Genomic DNA, 16762 nt, shown 5'->3' on the forward strand with positions numbered 1-16762 from the left:
AATGACGTGGGGACCGCGGCCGCAACAGGGCCCAGCGACGACATGGCCGACGCCCCCTCCCAAGCCCCTGCCGGCGCGCGGCGCCGAGGACATCCATGCCGAGACTTCTGAGCGCGGCCCTCGCGGCCCTTCCCCTCCTGGTGACGGTCGGCCCGCCCGCCCGCGCCCAGCAGATTCCCGCGCCCGTGGACTCGGCGCTCCACCGCATCTTTGCCTCCGGCACGTACGCGAGCGAGCGGTTCGGGCCGGCGCGGTGGGCCGACGGCGGCAACAGCTACCTGACCCTCGAACCCTCGCCGGCCGTGCAGGGGTACGATCTCGTGGAATACGACGCCGCGACCGGCATGCGGACCGTCAAGGTGCCGGCCACCGAGCTGATTCCCGCCGGCCGTCGAGAGCCCCTCATTCCGCAGGACTACGCGTTCTCGGCGCACGGACGGCAACTGCTCGTGTTCACCAACACGCGGCGCGTGTGGCGCGAGAACACCCGCGGTGACTACTGGATATTGGACCTCGACACGAAGCGCCTGCACCAGGTGGGTGGGGCCGGAGTGCCCGAGTCGCGGCTCATGTTCGCCAAATTCTCCCCCGATGGGTCACGCGTGGCCTACGTGCTGAATGGCGACCTGTTCGTGGAGCCGTCGGCGGGCGGCGCGGTCACGCGCCTCACACACGACGCGTCCCACACGCTCGTCAACGGCATGAGCGACTGGGTATACGAAGAGGAGTTCGGTCTGCGCGACGGATTCCGCTGGTCTCCCGACGGCAAGTACATCGCCTTCTGGCAATTCGATATGTCCGGCATCCGGGACTTCCTGATGCTCGACGTCACCGACTCGCTGTATCCGTTCACGGTGCCGGTGCAGTATCCCAAGGCCGGCACCACCAACTCGGCGGTGCGTGTGGGCGTCGTGGCCGCGACGGGCGGGAAGGTGAGGTGGATTGGACTGCCGGGGGATCCGCGCAACAACTACGTCCCGTGGATGGAATGGGCGGGTTCCAACGAAGTGATGATCCAACACATGAACCGCGCACAGAACCGCGACGCCGTGATCCTGGCCGACGTGCGCACGGGTACGCCCCGCACCGTGTTCACCGAGACCGACAGCGCCTGGGTGGACCTCGTGGAGGACGTGCACTGGATGCCCGGCAGCCGGTCCTTCCTGTGGCCGAGTGAGCGCGACGGATGGCGCCACGTCTACGAGGTGTCGCGCGACGGGACCACGCAGCGGCTGCTCACCCCGGGCGACTACGACGTGGAGAGCGTGGCAGCGGTCGACGACGCGGGCGGGTGGCTGTACGTGATCGCCTCGCCGCAGAACGCCACGCAGCGGTACCTGTACCGTGTGTCGCTCGCCCACCCCGGCGCGCCCGAGCGGATCTCCCCTGCGGCGGAGGCCGGCGTGCACGCCTACGACTTCTCACCCAACGCGCACTGGGCGTTCCATACGTACTCCAATTTCGACACGCCGCCGGTGATGGACCTCGTGCAATTCCCCGCCGCCGTACCGGTGCGCACCCTGCTGGCGAACGATCGCCTGCGCGCCGCGGCGGCCGATGCGATTCGCACGCCCGTGCAGTTCTTCCACGTGACGGTGACCGACGGCGCGACGCTGGACGGCTACATGATCCGTCCCAACGATTTCGATCCGTCCAAGCGGTATCCGATCCTGGTGAACGTGTACGGTGAACCGGCGGCGCAGACGGTGATGGACCGGTGGGGCGGGGCCGGCATGCTCTGGCATCAGATGCTCGCCGATCAGGGATACCTGGTCGTGAGCTTCGACAACCGCGGCACGCCTGCCCCCAAGGGACGCGCCTGGCGCAAGGTCATCTACGGCTCGATCGGCCCCCTCGCCAGCAAGGAGCAGGCCGACGCGGTGCTTGCCTTCGCGCGGTCGCGGCCGTACGCCGACAGCACGCACATCGCGATCTGGGGCTGGAGCGGCGGCGGATCGAGCACCCTGAACGCGATGTTCCGCTATCCGGACGTGTACTCGCTCGGCATGGCCGTGGCGCCGGTGGCCGACCAGCGCCTGTACGACACCATCTATCAGGAGCGGTACATGGGCACCCCTGAGGAGAACCCCGAGGGGTACCGCACCGGGTCCCCTATCAATTTCGCTGACGGGTTGAAGGGGAAACTCCTGATTGTCCATGGGACCGGAGACGACAACGTGCACTATCAGGGTACGGCCCGGCTCATCAACCGGCTGGTGACCCTGGACAAGCAATTCGACCTCATGATCTATCCCAACCGGACGCACTGCATCTGCGAAGGAGCGGGCACCACGCTGCAACTATATTCCACGCTCACGCGATACCTACTCACCAACATGCCGCCCGCGCGGTAGGCGTTCCATCGATCCGCAATCCATGACCGAGCCGCCTCCCGCCGTTCACGCGGTCCGCGCGTCGGACGTCCGCGCGCGCGTGGTCGGGCTGTACGCGCTGCTGCTGGCCGCGAATCTGGGCGCGTGGGCGTGGGCCCTGGTAGCGTTCCGTCACTATCCGCTGCTCCTTGGTACCGCGCTCCTGGCCTACGGGCTGGGGCTGCGCCATGCCATCGATGCCGACCACATCGCGGCCATCGACAACGTCACCCGCAAGTTGATGCAGGAGGGAAAACGGCCGGTGGGGGCGGGGTTCTTCTTCTCGCTGGGCCACTCCACCGTGGTCGTGCTGGCGTCGGTGGCCATCGCCGCCACGGCGATGGCGCTGCGCACGCGCCTCGAAACATTCCGGTCGCTGGGCGGCATGATCGGCACGATCGTGTCGGCGGTGTTCCTGCTGGCGATCGCGGTGATGAATCTGTTCATTCTGGCCGCCGTGTATCGGACCTTCCACCGTGTACGCCGCGGCGGCGCCTACGTCGAAGAGGATCTGGACGCTCTGATGGCGGGTGGCGGCTTCCTGTCCCGCATCTTCAAGCCGTTGTTCGGCATGATCCGGTCGAGCTGGCACATGTATCCGCTGGGCTTGCTGTTTGGCCTGGGCTTCGACACGGCCACGGAGATCGGCCTGCTCGGCATCTCGGCGGCCGAGGCGGGCAAGGGGATGCCGATCTGGTCGATCCTCGTCTTCCCGGCGTTGTTCACCGCCGGCATGTCGCTCATCGACACCACCGACAGCGTGTTGATGGTGGGCGCGTACCAGTGGGCGTTCGCCAAACCGATGAGAAAACTCTACTATAACATGACCATCACCTTCGTCTCCGTGCTGGTGGCCCTGCTCGTGGGCAGCATCGAGGCGCTGGGGCTGATCGGCGACAAGTGGCAGTTCCACGGCTGGATATGGAGCGCGGTGGCGCGGTTGAACGGCAACTTCGGCAGCATCGGCTACCTGATCATCGGCGTCTTCCTGGGCAGTTGGGTCATCTCGGCGGCCGTGTATCGGTTCAAGGGCTACGACCGGGCCGAAGCGCCGACGCTGGCCGAGTAGCCGCGCCGCGCGCGGCTCATGTCGCGGGCGCGGAGGGGGCTGCGCCACGCGGCCGCATGGGCGCTTCGTCGGCCACCCGCAGCACGCGTGATCCCCGGATGGCCTCACCCGATCGGAGCCACGCCAGCGCGTCGTTCGCCTCCGACAGAGGAACCTCCGACACCGTGGGCCGGAGCTCCATGCGCACCGCGGCGTCGAGAAATTCGCGCACGTCGGCGCGCGTCACGTTGGCCACGCTCTTCACGTCGCGCTCGTGCCAGAGGTGCGTGGCGTACTCCAGGCGCAGCAGTTCGGGCTGGTCGCGCGACTCCTTTCGAATGGCGTTGATCACCAGCCGGCCGCCGGGGGCCAGGTGGCCCAGGGCCTCGACCACCGGTTTCCAGGCCGGTGTCGTGTCCACGATCGCCATCATCGGCTGCGGCGGCCGGTCGGTCGTGTCGCCGGCCCAGTCGGCCCCCAATTCGAGGGCGAAAGCGCGCTCCCCAGCGCTGCGTGCAAACACGTACACCGGCGAATGCGGGTAGCGGTGGCGCGCCGTCTGCAGCATGAGGTGTCCCGACGCGCCGAACCCGGTGAGGCCGAGCGGCTGGCCGTCGGCCAGATCGGTGAGGCGCAGCGACCGCCAGCCGATTGCGCCGGCGCAGAGCAGCGGGGCCGCCGACGTGTCGGCCAGTCCGTCGGGAATCGCGTGCGCGAACGCTTCGGGCACCACGAGATACTCCGCGTATCCGCCATTCACGTCGCAGCCGGTGGCGCAAAACTCGGGACAGAGATTCTCCGTGCCCGACAGACACCAGCGGCAACGTCCGCACGCCGAATGGATCCAGGCCACACCCACCCGGTCTCCCTCATGGAACGCGACGGCGCCGGCCCCGCGCGCGACGACCCGCCCCACGACCTGATGGCCGGGGATCACAGGATATGCGGGCGCGACCAGCCGGCCTTCGGCCAGGTCGAGGTCCGTGCGGCACACGCCGCACGCCGACACGCGTACCAGCAGCTCGCGCGCCGCGGGCGAAGGGGCAGGGACCTCAGCCGCTTCGAGAGCGAGCGGATGGTCGGCGAGTGGAGCCGGATTCCGGAGCAGCATGGCGCGCATGCATGAACGATGAGGTGTAGAGCGGCTCGCGGGAACCCCGAGCGTCTCGGGGGCCAGGACGCGCACCGGCCGCGCTGGGACGTTATCTTCGAAACCGGTTCTATCGCCGCCAACGTGGAGGAATTGCCGTGACCCCATGGGTCAAGCGGCTGCTGGCCGCCAACATCATCGTCTTCTTCATCCAGCAGACCATGCCCAACGTCACGGACGCGTTCGCGTTCGTGCCGGCCATGATCTTCGTCCGCCCGTGGACCGTGGTCACGTACATGTTTCTCCACGGCGGATGGATGCACATCATCTTCAACATGATCGTGCTGTTCTTCTTCGGGCCGCGGGTGGAGCAGCGGTTGGGGTCGAAACGATTCATCACGCTGTACTTCGTGGCCGGGATTTCGGGAGCCCTCCTATCGTTCGTGCTCGCGCCGGGCGCGGCGATCATCGGCGCGTCGGCGGCGGTGTTTGGTGTGGAGACCGCGTTCGCCAAGTACTGGCCGCGCGAGTTGATCTATATCTGGGGCGTGCTCCCCATCCAGGCCATCTGGCTCATCGCCCTCACGGTGGCCTACTCCATCTGGAGCGGCATGAACGGGTCGACGAGCGGCGTGGCCGACTATGCACACCTGGGCGGCATAGCCGGCGCGTTCCTGTATCTCTTCTGGATCGACCGCCACTACGGCGCGCGGAAGTTCCGCGCCAAGGCCGTGCCCAAGGTGCCGATGGGCAAGGTGTTGGAGTGGAAGCGGGTGGATCCGACGGTGATCCACGAGGTCAATCGCGACGAGGTCAATCGCATCCTCGACAAGATCAGCGATCGCGGGATCGACAGCCTGACGCCCGAGGAGCGCGTGTTCCTGTCGAATTTCGTGCCCCCCGACGACCGGAAGCCGCCGGTATCCTGATGTAACGGGCGGTCATCCGCGCTCGCCCGGCGGTCGCTGCTCATGCGGCGTCATCGCGGCATCCGGAACCGCGACGGGTCGATGGGTACGTTCACTTCGGCTCGTTCGACCATGATGTGTTGGCCGCCGGGGCGGCCGCGTGTGTCGCTGTCGATGCGGAAGGCGATCATCACGCCGCCGATGCGCCGGTAGTCGCGGAAGTACGACTCGAACACGACCGTGTCGCCATTCACCACGCGCTCTCCGGTCCATTTGGTCTGGAGGTGCGACTGCATATCGATGAAGTACCGGTCGTGCAGCCCGTCGGCGGTGACAACGTTCAGCGCCCAGGCGGGCCGCCCATCGGCCGTGTCCACGCCGGCGGTCGTCACGTGGTTGCCTTTGGCGGCGTAGTCCACCAGCGGCCCGTCGAAATCGGCGCCCGCTTCCACGTTCCGGGCTTGGTCGGCATCCATGAGGTGGGCTACCGAATCGCCCGCGAACGGGTTGATCGTCCACGTCGTGCGTCCGTCGGATGCCTGCACCAGTGCGCGATCCCCCAGGTGGATGGACGTGCGAACGTGCAGTGGGCGTTCGAGCTCTACGGTGTCGTTTCCGGCGAGGCCGGGGCCAAGCTCGATGCGGCCGACGAGCCGTTCCGTTCGGATCGCGCGCAGGGCTGCCGGGCCGCCTCGGGCGGCGACGTTGAGCGCGATGATCGAGTCGGCGCTCTGGGCCGCGGCCCCCCGTGAGAAGACGGCTGCTGCAATGACCGCACCCAGGTGGGCGCGTCGAATGAGAGGCGACGGCATAGGCGGAATATGCGCGCCCGCCCGGTCCGATGCACGGCTGTGCCGGCGCCGTTCGGCTGGTGAATTGGCGCCGCCCTGCGCAGGTTTCCCCTCGTCCCCCCTGGCTCGCGCATTCTCCAACGGTCTCCGAATGAACCGCCTGCTTGCTGTGTCGATGCTCGCCCTGTTCGCTCCAGCCGCCGCTCGCGGGCAGCGCGCTGCGCGCCTTCCGTCCATCGAGCTTCACACTGGGCTCGTGATCACGCGGTCGGCGCGGGTCGTGCCGCGCACGTACCGCCTCGCGGCGCCCGCGTCGCTCGACTCGGCCGCGATCACGATTCGCGGTGACGACGTGACGGTGGACTTCGCCGGTGCCCGGCTCGAAGGCACGGACCCGAACGGCGACCCCGACCTCGCCATCGGCGTGGCGGTGCGCGTCGAAGGTGGACGCAACGTCCGCATCCTCCACGCGCACATCCGCGGGTACAAGGTGGCGGTCCTGGCCCGTGGCACGCACGGGCTGACGCTCACCGGCAATGACCTGAGCTACAACTGGAAGCCGCGCCTGTACAGTCTCGTAGAGCATGAGAGCCTGCTCGACTGGCTCGACTTCCACCACAATGACAAGGACGAGTGGCTGCGCTACGGCGCGGGGGCGTACCTGGCCGACGTGAGCGGCGGTGAGTTGAGCGGCAATACCGCCGAGCAGGAGATGAACGGTGTGATGCTCGTGCGCAGCGACCACCTGCGCATCCACGACAACTCCTTTTCCTACAACTCCGGGCTCGGGCTCGGGTTGTACCGCTCGTCGCACAACACCGTGCTGCACAACCGCATCGACTTCGACGTACGCGGGTACAGCCACGGGTTCTACCGTCGCGGGCAGGACTCGGCGGGGCTGCTGCTCTACGAGCAGAGCGACAGCAATGTGGTGGCGTACAATTCCGTGACGCACGGCGGTGACGGGCTTTTCCTGTGGGCCGGCCAGAGCACGATGGACACCGGCGCCGGGGGCGCCAACGACAATCTCTTTTTCGGGAACGATTTCAGCTTTGCGCCCACGAATGGCATGGAGGCGACGTTCAGCCGCAACGCCTTCATCGGCAACCGTGTGGCGGGCAGCGACTATGGGCTGTGGGGTGGCTACAGCCACGACTCCAAGGTCGTGGGCAACTGTCTGCTCGGGAACCGCAACGGCATCGCCATCGAGCACGGGCAGAACAATGTCGTCGCCGACAATCACATCGTCGGCGGTACCACCGGGCTTTGGCTGTGGGCAAACTTTCCCGAAGCGGCCGACTGGGGCTATCCCAAGCATCGCGATACGCACAGCCGCGACTATGGCGTGACCGGCAACGTGTTCGCCGGGCAGCGCGTGGCACTCCGGTTGGCGAACACGGCCAACGTCGTGGCTACCGGCGACACGTTCGTGGGCGTCGACACGACCGCGGTGCTGACGGACACCAGTAACTACCGGTTCGCCGGCAACACCGAGACACCGGGGGGCGCCAAGCTGGCCGATGCCGAGCGGGCGGTGTGCGATCCGCGGGATCTGGTTTCCGGGGAGTACGCGCGGTTGGCGCCCGCCGCGCCGGCCGCGCAGCGATCGGTGCCGCGATCGACTCTCACGCGCCGCGACCGCGCGGCCATCGTGGTGGGCCAGTGGGGGCCGTACGACTGGCGGTCGCCCAAGCTGTGGCCGGTGGACAGCGCGCACGCGGCGCCGCTGCGGCTCGCCGTGCTCGGCCCCGCCGGTCGCTGGAAGCTCGTCTCTTCCAGCGGCGTGGCGCAGCTGTCCAGGAACAGCGGGCGCACCGGGGACACGCTGACCGTGACGCCGACGGCGGATTCGGGCGCGGATTGGGACGTGACGCTCGAGTACCGGGGCGCCGCCACGGTCTCGCCCCGCGGCCTGCGCCGCGCGGCCGGTCAGCCATATCAGTTCAGTTATGGCCGCTACGAGCCGGTCGCCGACTGGACCGCCCGCTTCTTCACCTGGAGCGACAGCACCGATCCGCGGAGCAAGCCCGAGGCCTTCGCGGCGCTGCTCCGGTCGGCTCCGCTGCTCACGCGCCACGAATCGCGGCTGGATTACGAGTGGTACGGGCCGGCGATCAAGGCGCTCCCGGTGGAACGGTGGGCGCTGGAGGCGACCGCGGCCGTCGCGCTCCCGCCCGGCCGGTACACGCTGCGCACGATCAGCGACGACGCCGTTCGGGTGTGGGTGGACGACTCGCTCGCCATCGACCACTGGCAGCCGCACGAGTCCGCCCTCGACGCCGCGCCGCTCGCGGGCGGCCGGCACACGATCCGGGTGCAGTACTATCAGGTCGATGGGTGGACGGAGTTCCGGCTCGACATCCTGCGCGGCTCGCTGGCTTTCGCGCCGCCGCCGGGGGAGTAGACGAGCCAGCGCGGAGCCGCCCGCCGGAACACGCTCCCGCCGCCTTGGCGGGGGCGCGCCGGTCAGGGGCCGGGGTACGTCGTCAGCGCCGCCCGGAGCGGCGCGAGCGTGGCCGGCGCTCCCGTGATCAGCCCCGCCGGGAATCGCCGGTAGCTGAGGATGTCCTTGTAGATCGGGTCCCCCTTGTACCAGTCGGGGGTCATGCCGGCCAGATATTGCAGCCGCAGGTTCCGGTCGAGATTGATCTGCGCGTCCGCGAGCCACGGTCTGAGGTCGGCAGCATTTCCGGCGTAGGTCTCGAGCAGGTCCTCCACCGTGTAGAACCCCACATCGGCGAGCGACGCGGCGACGAATTGCATGTCGGGGCGGCTGAGGCGCGCCTGCAGCGAATCGACGTTCAACTGCAGGGGCCCTGCCTGCCCCAACAGCACCAGGTCGTAGCCCCGGCCCTGGTCGGTGTTCCCCCAGATGGTGCCGTTGGGGAATACCCGGAAGAAGGTGGCGATCTCACTCTTCACCGCGGCTTCGTTGCTCTCGTACAGCGGCACCCATTGCGTGACGAGGCCGCCCGGGTTCAGGTGCTGCTTCACCAGCTCGAAGTACTGCTGCGTGTAGAGCGTGGCCGCCCCCTTCACCCACGGGTGAATGGGGTCGGACGTGATGATGTCGTATTTCGCGTCGGTGGTCAGGATGAAGTGCCGCGCGTCGTCGTAGGTGATCGTCACGCGCGGGTCGTGGAGCACGTTGAAATTCTGCTGCGCGAAGTACGGCCCGATGTTCGGGGGAATGAGCGCTTCGATTTCGCAGATCCGTTCGGTGGCCACGCTCGGGAAGGGCAGCAGAGAACCGGCGGTGACGCCGGCTCCGAACCCGACCACCAGCACCGATCTCGGGTCGGGCTGGAACAACGCCGGTAGGCTGCCGAGCATCCGCTGCAGGCGCATGTCCTGCGGTTCGGTCGACGCTTCCACCTTGCCGCTCACGTGGAAGTTTCGCACGCCGTTGGGTTCCTCGGACACTCCGATCGACGCGTTGCGCCCCTCGCCGCGGTACAGCTCCTTGACTTCGTTCAGCCGCCAGGGCATCTGGCGCCCGTAGGCGATCAGCTCGAACGGAATGCGCGGCGTGGTCCACACCAGCGCGCCGGCCACGGCCACCGCCCCGCTGAACGCCGCGGTCCTCCCCAATCCCGCCGCTCGCGGCACGACGAACGGCAGCAGCAGGAGCCCGCCGCCGCCCGCCGCCGCGACCATCAATGCCCGCTGCGCGTTCTGCGTGCCGAGCATCGGCACGAGAAAGATGCTGAACGCCAGCGACCCGAGGATCGCGCCCACGGTGTTCGCGGCGTACACGCCGCCCACCAGTCGACCGGGATCTTGCCCGGGCTCGGCCACCGCACCGAGCGCCAGCGGGAAGCTCGCGCCCCACAGCAACGCGGCCGGGAGTACGGTCCACAGCGCCCGCGCGAAGTCGATCTCGAACGTGAACCGCGGGCTGGGCGACAGCCCCGGGTCCACCGGCCAGTAGGGAAGCGCGCGGGCGATCATGTAGGCCGACCAGGCCACGCACGCCACGATCAGCACCTGGCATATGCCCAGGGCGACCCTGGCCGAGATCCGGCTCCGTGCCATGGCCGCGCCGGCGCTGCTCCCCACGCCGATCCCGATCAGGAACACCGCGAGTATTATAGAAAAAGTATAAGTCGTTCCGCCCAGGAGGAGCGACAGCAGCCGCGTCCACACGACCTCGGCGCCGAGCGCCGCGAATCCGCTGAGCCCGATCACCACGTACACCGGCCACGCGCGGCGCACGAACGTCGCACCCCCCGCCGGGTCTTCGCCGCTCGGGCCGGCGTCGTGCACCGTGAGACGCGACAGCCCCACCGCCAGCGCCGCGACCACCAGGTTGATGACCGCCGCCACGTACGTGGCGGTGGGCATGTCGTGCACGCGCAGCAGGTAGAAGCCGGCGAGCAGCGACCCGACCACGGCCCCGGCCGTATTGCCGCCGTAGAAGAAGCCCAGCCATGCCACGCCCTGGGGCGTGGTCTCGATCCATCGCGCGATCGCCGGGAGCGACGCCCCCATGAGGATCGTGGGGGGCAGCAGGCACACCGCGCAGAGCAGCGCCCGCGTGATCACCCCCCACACCCCCTGGCCGGCCATCGCGGTGTACACGCCGCCCGCGTAGGGCAGCACGAACAGCACGAGCACGCCGATCGCGCCGATGCCCAGTTCGAGAGCCGCGTACACGATCAGCGGGTGCCGGCGCGGCGATACGTAGCGCGGCAGCGCCAGGCTGCCGATGCACATGCCGCCCATGAACGTCCCGAGCAGCACCCCCATCGACACGGCCGTGGACCCGATCACCAACTGTAGCAGCTGGAACCAGACGATTTCGTAGATCAGCGCCGCGCAGCCGCTGCCCACGAAGAGGACGAGCAGCAGCGGGAGAAACCGGCGGGACTTCACGGCTGCGCGCCCCCCGCGATGACGGACTGCAGGGCCTGCAGCGTGCGCGGCGACCCGACGAACAGATGATCCGGGTACCGGCGGTACCGCAGCATCTGCGCGTAGATCGCTTGCTGATCGTACTCGTTGAGGCTGAGGCCGGCCAGATACTGCAGGCGAAGATTACGGTCGTGATTGATCTGCGCGTCCTGCAGCCATGGGGCCAGCATTGGCCCGGTCGCGGCGAACGTCGAGAACAGATCCGTCGCCGAGTAGAAGCCGATCTCACTGAGCGAACGCGCCACGGGCGCAAAGGCCGGCGTCTCCAGCCGCTGCTCGATCGCATCCACGTCGATCGTGAGCGGCTCCACCGAGCCCACGAGCACCATGTCGTAGCCGCCGCCGTTGTACGTATTGCCGAAGACGATCCCGTTGGGGAACGCCTTCATGAACGTCGCCACCTCGCTCTTCACCGCGTCGACGTTGCTCTCGTACAGCTGCACGAACAGCGTCACCACGCCGCCGGGATTGAGATGCTGCTTCACGACGTTGAAGAATTCTTCCGTGTAGAGTGTGGCCGCACCCTTCACCCACGGATCCAGCGGGTCGGAGGTCACGGCGTCGAACTTCTGATCGGTGGTGAGGATGAAGTGGCGGGCGTCGTCGATCACCACGTTGACCTTCGGGTTGGCCACGACGTTGAAGTTGTACGCCGCGAAGTACTTCGACACGACCTTGGGCACCAGCGGCTCGATCTCGGCGATCGTCTCGTGCTGCACGCGCGGATCTACGGACACCGCCCCCGCCGTGACCCCGGCGCCACACCCGATCACCAGCACCGACGCGGGATTGGCCGGCAGCAGCGTGGTCAGATGGCCGAGCATGCGTTGCAGCCGCATGTCCTGCGGCTCGCTGGACGCCTGCACCTTGCCGGCATTGTGATAGTTGAGCACGCCGTCGGGCATCCGCGATACCGCGACCGACGAATTCATCCCCTCGCCCACGTACAGGATCTGTCCGTCGAACGGCAGCCAGGTCACCATCCACCGGCCGTATGCCACGAGCAGCCCGGGCTCGGGCGACACGGTGAACGCCAGCCAGATGGAGACCGCCACCACGCCGGCGCCGGCCAGGGCGCCCGACCGGCGCATCCGGAGCCGAGCCGGAACGCCGGACAGCACGGGTACGAGCATCAGCAGCGCGCTCATCGCCGCTACCGCGATCATCACGCGCTGCGAATTCTCCGTGCCGATCCACGCGATGAGCAGCAGACTCGACGCCAGCGCTCCGACGATCGCGCCCACGGTGTTGGCCGCGTACACGCGGCCCACGAGCCGGCCGCCGTCGCGCTCGCCCGATCCCACGCCCGCCAGCGCCAGGGGAAAGCTCGCCCCCCACAGCAGCGCCGCGGGGAGCACCACCCACAGGCAACGCACGAGGTCGATCTCGAACGTGAACCGCGGACTGCTCGCCAACCCGGGATTCACCGGCCAGTAGGGCAGCATGCGGGTCAACGCGTACGCCGCCCACGCGATCGCCGCCACCAGCAGCGCCTGGCACCACCCGAGCGCGGCCCTGGCGTTCGCCGTGGAGCGCGCCATCACGGCGCCCACGCTGCTGCCGATGCCAATGCCCACCAGGAACGCGGCGACAATTAGGGAAAACGTATAGGTCGTGGCGCCCAGGAGCAGCGTCAGGATGCGCGTCCACACCACCTCGGCGGCGAGCGCCGTGGCCCCCGATAGCCCGATGGTCAGGTACACGAGCCCGGCGCCCGGCACGGCGGCGGGCGCCGCCTGGTCCGTCGGCTCGGCCGGCGGGGAGTGCGGGGTGACCATGGAGAGCGCGAACCCCGACATCGCCACGAAGGCGTTGATCGCCACCGCCACGTACGTCGCCGTCGCCATGTCGTACACGCGCAACAGATAGAAGCCGGCCAGGAGACTGCCGAACACGGCGCCCGCCGTGTTGCCGCCATAGAAGAATCCCAGCCACGAGACCCCGACCGGCGTCGTCTCCACCCAACGCGCGATGGCCGGCAGCGTCGCTCCCATCAACAGCGTGGGCGGCAGCAGGCAGATCGCGCTCACCACCCCCCGCAGGAACAGGCCCGACATGCCGTGGGCCGCGATCGACGTATAGATGCCGCCAGCGTACGGAAGCCCGTACAGGATGAGAATGCCGAACACGCCGATCGCCGCCTCGAGGGCCGCATATACCCGCAGCGGATGGCGCCGGGTCGAGATCACACGCGACAGACCGAGACTGCCGATGCACATACCGCCCATGAACGTCCCGAGCAGCACGCCCAGCGACACGGCCGACGATCCGATGTTGAGCGACAGCATCTGGAACCAGACGATCTCGTAGATCAGCGCCGCGCACCCGCTGCCGACGAACAGGACGAGCAGCAACGGGAGGTTGCGTGGCGCTGAAGCGGCTGGCGCACGGGCGTCGAGCGGTTGCGCGCGCGGGGACATGGAAGCCTCGGGACGGGGAGCGGGCGGGAGCGGGGCGGGAAACCGATTCGCGTGGGAAAAGCTGCTGGTCATACGCGCCCGCGTCCAGCGGCGTTGGCGCGCGGAACGTCGAATTCGCGCCCGGCGGGTTCCGCAGGCCGTTCGCCGGAGATACTGTGCAGCGTCCCCAATCTCGATCGAGGTACGGCATGCCCGCGCCGGTCAACCTGCAGGAACTCGAGGCCCTCGCCCGCGAGCGGCTCCCCCAGATGGTGTACGACTACTACGCGGGCGGCGCGAACGACGAGCTGACCATCGACGACAACCGGCGCGCTTGGGAGGCCATCCGTCTTCGGCCGCGGGTGCTGGTGGACGTGAGCAACGTCGATCCGTCCACCACGATCCTCGGCCGGCACGTCGCGATGCCGCTCCTCACGGCGCCCTGCGGCTTCAACGGCCTGGCCCATCCCGAGGGCGAACGGGCCGTGGCCCGCGCGGCCGCCGGCGCCGGCGTGATCCAGGTGGTGAGCACGGTCGCGACCACCTCGCTGGAGGATGTGGCCGCGGCGGTGGCCGGGCCGCGTTGGTTCCAGCTCTATTGCTACCGTGACCGCGAGGTCACGCGTTCGCTCGTCCAGCGGGCCGAGGCGGCGGGCTACGAGGCACTCTGCGTGACGGTGGACGTGCCGTATCTGGGCCGCCGCGAGCGCGAGGTCCGCGACGGCTTTCGCCTTCCACCCGGCGTGACGCTCACCAACCTGGAACCCTACGCGGTGGCCGAGATGGCGGTTGCCGAGCGCGATTCGGCGCTGCGGAAATACGTGAATGCGCTCTGGGATCCGGGCCTGAACTGGACGGCGATCGAGTGGCTGCGGTCCATCACCACGCTGCCGCTGGTGTTGAAGGGAATCCTGGCGGGCGACGATGCGCGGTTGGCGGCTGACCATGGCGCCGCGGGTTTGATCGTGTCGAACCATGGCGGACGCCAGCTCGACGGCTCGGTGTCCACCGTGTACGCGCTGCGCGACGTGGTGGAGGCCGCCGGCGACCGGCTCGAGGTGCTGGTGGACGGCGGGATCCGCCGCGGGTCACACGTGGTGGCCGCGTTGGCCATGGGAGCGCGCGCGGTGCTCATCGGGCGGCCGTACCTGTGGGGGCTGGCGGTGAACGGCGAGGACGGCGTGCGCCGCGTGCTCGACGACTTCCGCAATGAGATCGTGCTGGCCATGGCGCTGTGCGGGCGAGCGACCGTGGCGGACATCGACCGCTCGCTGATCGCAGGGTAGCCCGACCGCATCGCGCACGCTTTCGCGCCGTTGACGGCCAGGGTAACGTTCAGGCCGCATGTCCACCGCACTCGAGGTTCAGGGTCTCTCCGTCGGCTTCGGCCAGGAGCGCGTGCTCAGGGACCTGAGCTTCACGGTCACGGCCGGGAGCACACTCGCCATCATCGGGCCCAACGGGGCGGGCAAGACGGTGCTGTTCCGCGCGCTCATCGGCACGGTTCCCTACGAGGGGACCGTGCGGTGGGCGCCGGACACGCGCATCGGCTACGTGCCGCAGAAGCTGGACATCGAGCGCGATCTCCCGCTCACCGGTCGGGATTTTCTCCGGGCCAAGGCCAAAGTCGCCGGCGTACCGCGGGATGAGATCGCCCGGGTGCTCTCGGCGGTGAGTCTGGACGGCGGGGCCGCGGACCGCCCGATCGGGACGCTGTCAGGCGGGCAGTTCCAACGCCTGCTCGTGGCTTTTGCGCTCATGGGCCGTCCCACGGTGTTGCTTTTCGACGAGCCGACGGCGGGAGTCGATCCGCCCGGCGAGGAGAGCATCTACGCGCTGTTCCGCCAGCTGCAGCGCAAACACGGGTTCACGCTGCTTCTCATCTCGCACGAACTGAACCTCGTATATCGGTACGCCGATCAGGTGCTCTGCCTCTCGCAGCGCGAAGCGTGCGTGGGTCCGCCGATCGAGGTGCTGACCACCGAGCGGCTGCAGGCGATGTACGGGGCACAGATGAAATTTCACGTGCACGAACACCACGAAGGCCGTGCCGACACCTAGCGAACTCGTCCTTCCGCTCAGCATGGCGGTCGCCGCGGGCCTCGTCGGGTCGGTGGCGGTGATGCGCCGGATGACGCTGGCTGCCGACGCCATCTCGCACATCGCGCTCCCCGGGGTCGGTCTGGCGCTCCTGCTGCGCTTCGACCCGGTGTTGGGTGCGCTTGGGGCACTGCTCGTCGGCGCGTTCCTCGTGTGGGGGGTGGAACGTCAGACGCGCATTCCGACGGAAGCGATCATCGGGGTGGTGTTCTCGCTTGCGCTCGCGATCGGCAGCATGATGGCATCGGGCGAGCAGCTGATCGATGCGCTGTTCGGCGCCCCGCAAAGCTTGGGGCAAACCGAACTCGTCCTGGGGGGCGTCGCGGCGGTACTCGTGATCGCCTTCATGCTGTGGGCGCGCAGCGAGCTCGTGATCGCACTGGTCTCGCCCGATCTGGCGCGGACCGCCGGGGTGCGGGTGGCGCGCGTGGAACTGATGTTCCTGATGGCGTTCGCGCTCACGGTGGCATTGGGGCTCCGCTATCTCGGCGTCCTCCTTATGGGGTCGCTCATAATCATCCCGGCCGCCACCGCCAAGCAGCTCGCCCGGAGCCTGGACGGCATGCAGTGGTGGTCGGTGGGACTGGCCGTGTTCGCCATGCTTGCCGGGTCGCTGGGCGGCCCTCTGCTCGGGGTCGCGACGGGCCCGCTGACCATCGTCGTGGCGGCGGCCGTGTTCTTCATGAGCCTGGTGACGCGCCGGGCCGGTTGAGGCGCGGCGACGTTCGGCGAAAAATGGATTAGATTCCAAGGGTGCAGGCGCTCCTCCACACGGCTGATGGGGCGCCCTGCCCGCGCCGCCCCCGGGCGGCCGCCGTTCCCAGCCGCGGACAACCCCCAGTGAGCAGCTTCAAAGTCGAGCAACGCCGCATACTCCACCGCGGCCGCCAGTTCCACTTCGTGTCGTACGACGCCGTCCCGGCCAACGAACGGAAGGGCGAGGCCGCCGTGCCCGCCCAGTGGTACCTGATGAGCGAGGGCAAGCGCTACCAGGCGATCCCCGTCGAGAAGGGCCAGGATCCCGAGGAACTCGACCGCGAGCTCGTTCGCTGGCTGGGGCGCGAGATCTTCGATGCGGTCGACGCCGAGAACCGGGCGCGATTGCATTAGGTATCATGCCTGATGGCCGAAGCGGCGCGC

General features: G+C 68.5%; 12 protein-coding genes. 8 read left to right on the plus strand and 4 right to left on the minus strand.

Features of this window, described 5'->3' with window-relative positions; genetic code table 11:
• Positions 1 to 95 precede the first annotated feature (95 nt).
• Both VNF92_04280 and VNF92_04285 read left to right on the plus strand, forming a co-directional pair.
• Positions 96 to 2354: a S9 family peptidase gene (locus VNF92_04280; GenBank protein ID HVA57082.1), complete on the plus strand. Its 2259-nt coding sequence runs from the start codon at positions 96 to 98 to the stop codon at positions 2352 to 2354.
• Between the two features lie 22 nt (positions 2355 to 2376).
• On the plus strand, positions 2377 to 3441 hold the full coding sequence (locus VNF92_04285; protein ID HVA57083.1) for a HoxN/HupN/NixA family nickel/cobalt transporter: 1065 nt from the start codon (positions 2377 to 2379) through the stop codon (positions 3439 to 3441).
• A gap of 16 nt (positions 3442 to 3457) precedes the next feature.
• Here VNF92_04285 and VNF92_04290 read toward each other — a convergent pair whose 3' ends face one another.
• Positions 3458 to 4540 carry a zinc-dependent alcohol dehydrogenase family protein gene (locus VNF92_04290; GenBank protein ID HVA57084.1) on the minus strand — a complete coding sequence of 361 codons (1083 nt, stop codon included), beginning with the start codon at positions 4538 to 4540 and terminating at the stop codon, positions 3458 to 3460.
• Positions 4541 to 4668: 128 nt separating this feature from the next.
• Between VNF92_04290 and VNF92_04295 the strand changes: the two genes are divergently transcribed.
• Positions 4669 to 5439: a rhomboid family intramembrane serine protease gene (locus VNF92_04295; GenBank protein HVA57085.1), complete on the plus strand. Its 771-nt coding sequence runs from the start codon at positions 4669 to 4671 to the stop codon at positions 5437 to 5439.
• 50 nt (positions 5440 to 5489) lie between these two features.
• On the opposite strand, the gene VNF92_04300 is transcribed toward VNF92_04295, so the two are convergent.
• The gene (locus tag VNF92_04300; protein HVA57086.1) at positions 5490 to 6230 is read right to left on the minus strand and encodes a hypothetical protein; all 741 of its coding nucleotides are present in this window, start codon (positions 6228 to 6230) and stop codon (positions 5490 to 5492) included.
• A 130-nt stretch (positions 6231 to 6360) separates the two neighbouring features.
• On the opposite strand from VNF92_04300, the gene VNF92_04305 reads away from it, so the two are divergent.
• Entirely contained in the window at positions 6361 to 8613 is a 2253-nt protein-coding gene (locus VNF92_04305; protein ID HVA57087.1) for a NosD domain-containing protein, read from the plus strand.
• Between the two features lie 62 nt (positions 8614 to 8675).
• On the opposite strand, the gene VNF92_04310 is transcribed toward VNF92_04305, so the two are convergent.
• Both VNF92_04310 and VNF92_04315 read right to left on the minus strand, forming a co-directional pair.
• Positions 8676 to 11084 (minus strand): hypothetical protein, encoded by a 2409-nt coding sequence (locus VNF92_04310; GenBank protein HVA57088.1) that lies wholly within the window; start codon positions 11082 to 11084, stop codon positions 8676 to 8678.
• Positions 11081 to 13543, minus strand: coding sequence for a fused MFS/spermidine synthase (locus tag VNF92_04315; protein HVA57089.1), 2463 nt, complete (start codon positions 13541 to 13543; stop codon positions 11081 to 11083). The genes VNF92_04310 and VNF92_04315 overlap by 4 nt, the downstream gene beginning before the upstream one ends.
• Positions 13544 to 13731: 188 nt before the next feature.
• Between VNF92_04315 and VNF92_04320 the strand changes: the two genes are divergently transcribed.
• From VNF92_04320 to VNF92_04335, 4 genes are all read left to right on the plus strand, one after another.
• Positions 13732 to 14808: an alpha-hydroxy acid oxidase gene (locus VNF92_04320; GenBank protein ID HVA57090.1), complete on the plus strand. Its 1077-nt coding sequence runs from the start codon at positions 13732 to 13734 to the stop codon at positions 14806 to 14808.
• 58 nt (positions 14809 to 14866) lie between these two features.
• A complete protein-coding gene (locus VNF92_04325; protein ID HVA57091.1) occupies positions 14867 to 15583 on the plus strand; it encodes a metal ABC transporter ATP-binding protein in 717 nt (238 codons plus the stop codon).
• On the plus strand, positions 15570 to 16334 hold the full coding sequence (locus tag VNF92_04330; protein HVA57092.1) for a metal ABC transporter permease: 765 nt from the start codon (positions 15570 to 15572) through the stop codon (positions 16332 to 16334). Before VNF92_04325 ends, VNF92_04330 begins: the two co-directional genes overlap by 14 nt.
• 128 nt (positions 16335 to 16462) lie before the next feature.
• On the plus strand, positions 16463 to 16732 hold the full coding sequence (locus VNF92_04335; protein ID HVA57093.1) for a hypothetical protein: 270 nt from the start codon (positions 16463 to 16465) through the stop codon (positions 16730 to 16732).
• Positions 16733 to 16762 lie beyond the last annotated feature (30 nt).

The sequence above is a fragment of the Gemmatimonadaceae bacterium genome (assembly GCA_035533015.1).
Classification (GTDB): Bacteria; Gemmatimonadota; Gemmatimonadetes; order Gemmatimonadales; family Gemmatimonadaceae; genus JAGWRI01.

Excerpts from the sequence above, each read along its gene's own strand:
- VNF92_04280 (HVA57082.1), top strand. The coding sequence starts at position 96 with ATGCCGAGACTTCTGAGCGCGGCCCTCGCGGCCCTTCCCCTCCTGGTG.
- VNF92_04285 (HVA57083.1), top strand. The coding sequence starts at position 2,377 with ATGACCGAGCCGCCTCCCGCCGTTCACGCGGTCCGCGCGTCGGACGTC.
- VNF92_04290 (HVA57084.1), bottom strand. The coding sequence starts at position 4,540 with ATGCGCGCCATGCTGCTCCGGAATCCGGCTCCACTCGCCGACCATCCG.
- VNF92_04300 (HVA57086.1), bottom strand. The coding sequence starts at position 6,230 with ATGCCGTCGCCTCTCATTCGACGCGCCCACCTGGGTGCGGTCATTGCA.
- VNF92_04305 (HVA57087.1), top strand. The coding sequence starts at position 6,361 with ATGAACCGCCTGCTTGCTGTGTCGATGCTCGCCCTGTTCGCTCCAGCC.
- VNF92_04315 (HVA57089.1), bottom strand. The coding sequence starts at position 13,543 with ATGTCCCCGCGCGCGCAACCGCTCGACGCCCGTGCGCCAGCCGCTTCA.
- VNF92_04320 (HVA57090.1), top strand. The coding sequence starts at position 13,732 with ATGCCCGCGCCGGTCAACCTGCAGGAACTCGAGGCCCTCGCCCGCGAG.
- VNF92_04325 (HVA57091.1), top strand. The coding sequence starts at position 14,867 with ATGTCCACCGCACTCGAGGTTCAGGGTCTCTCCGTCGGCTTCGGCCAG.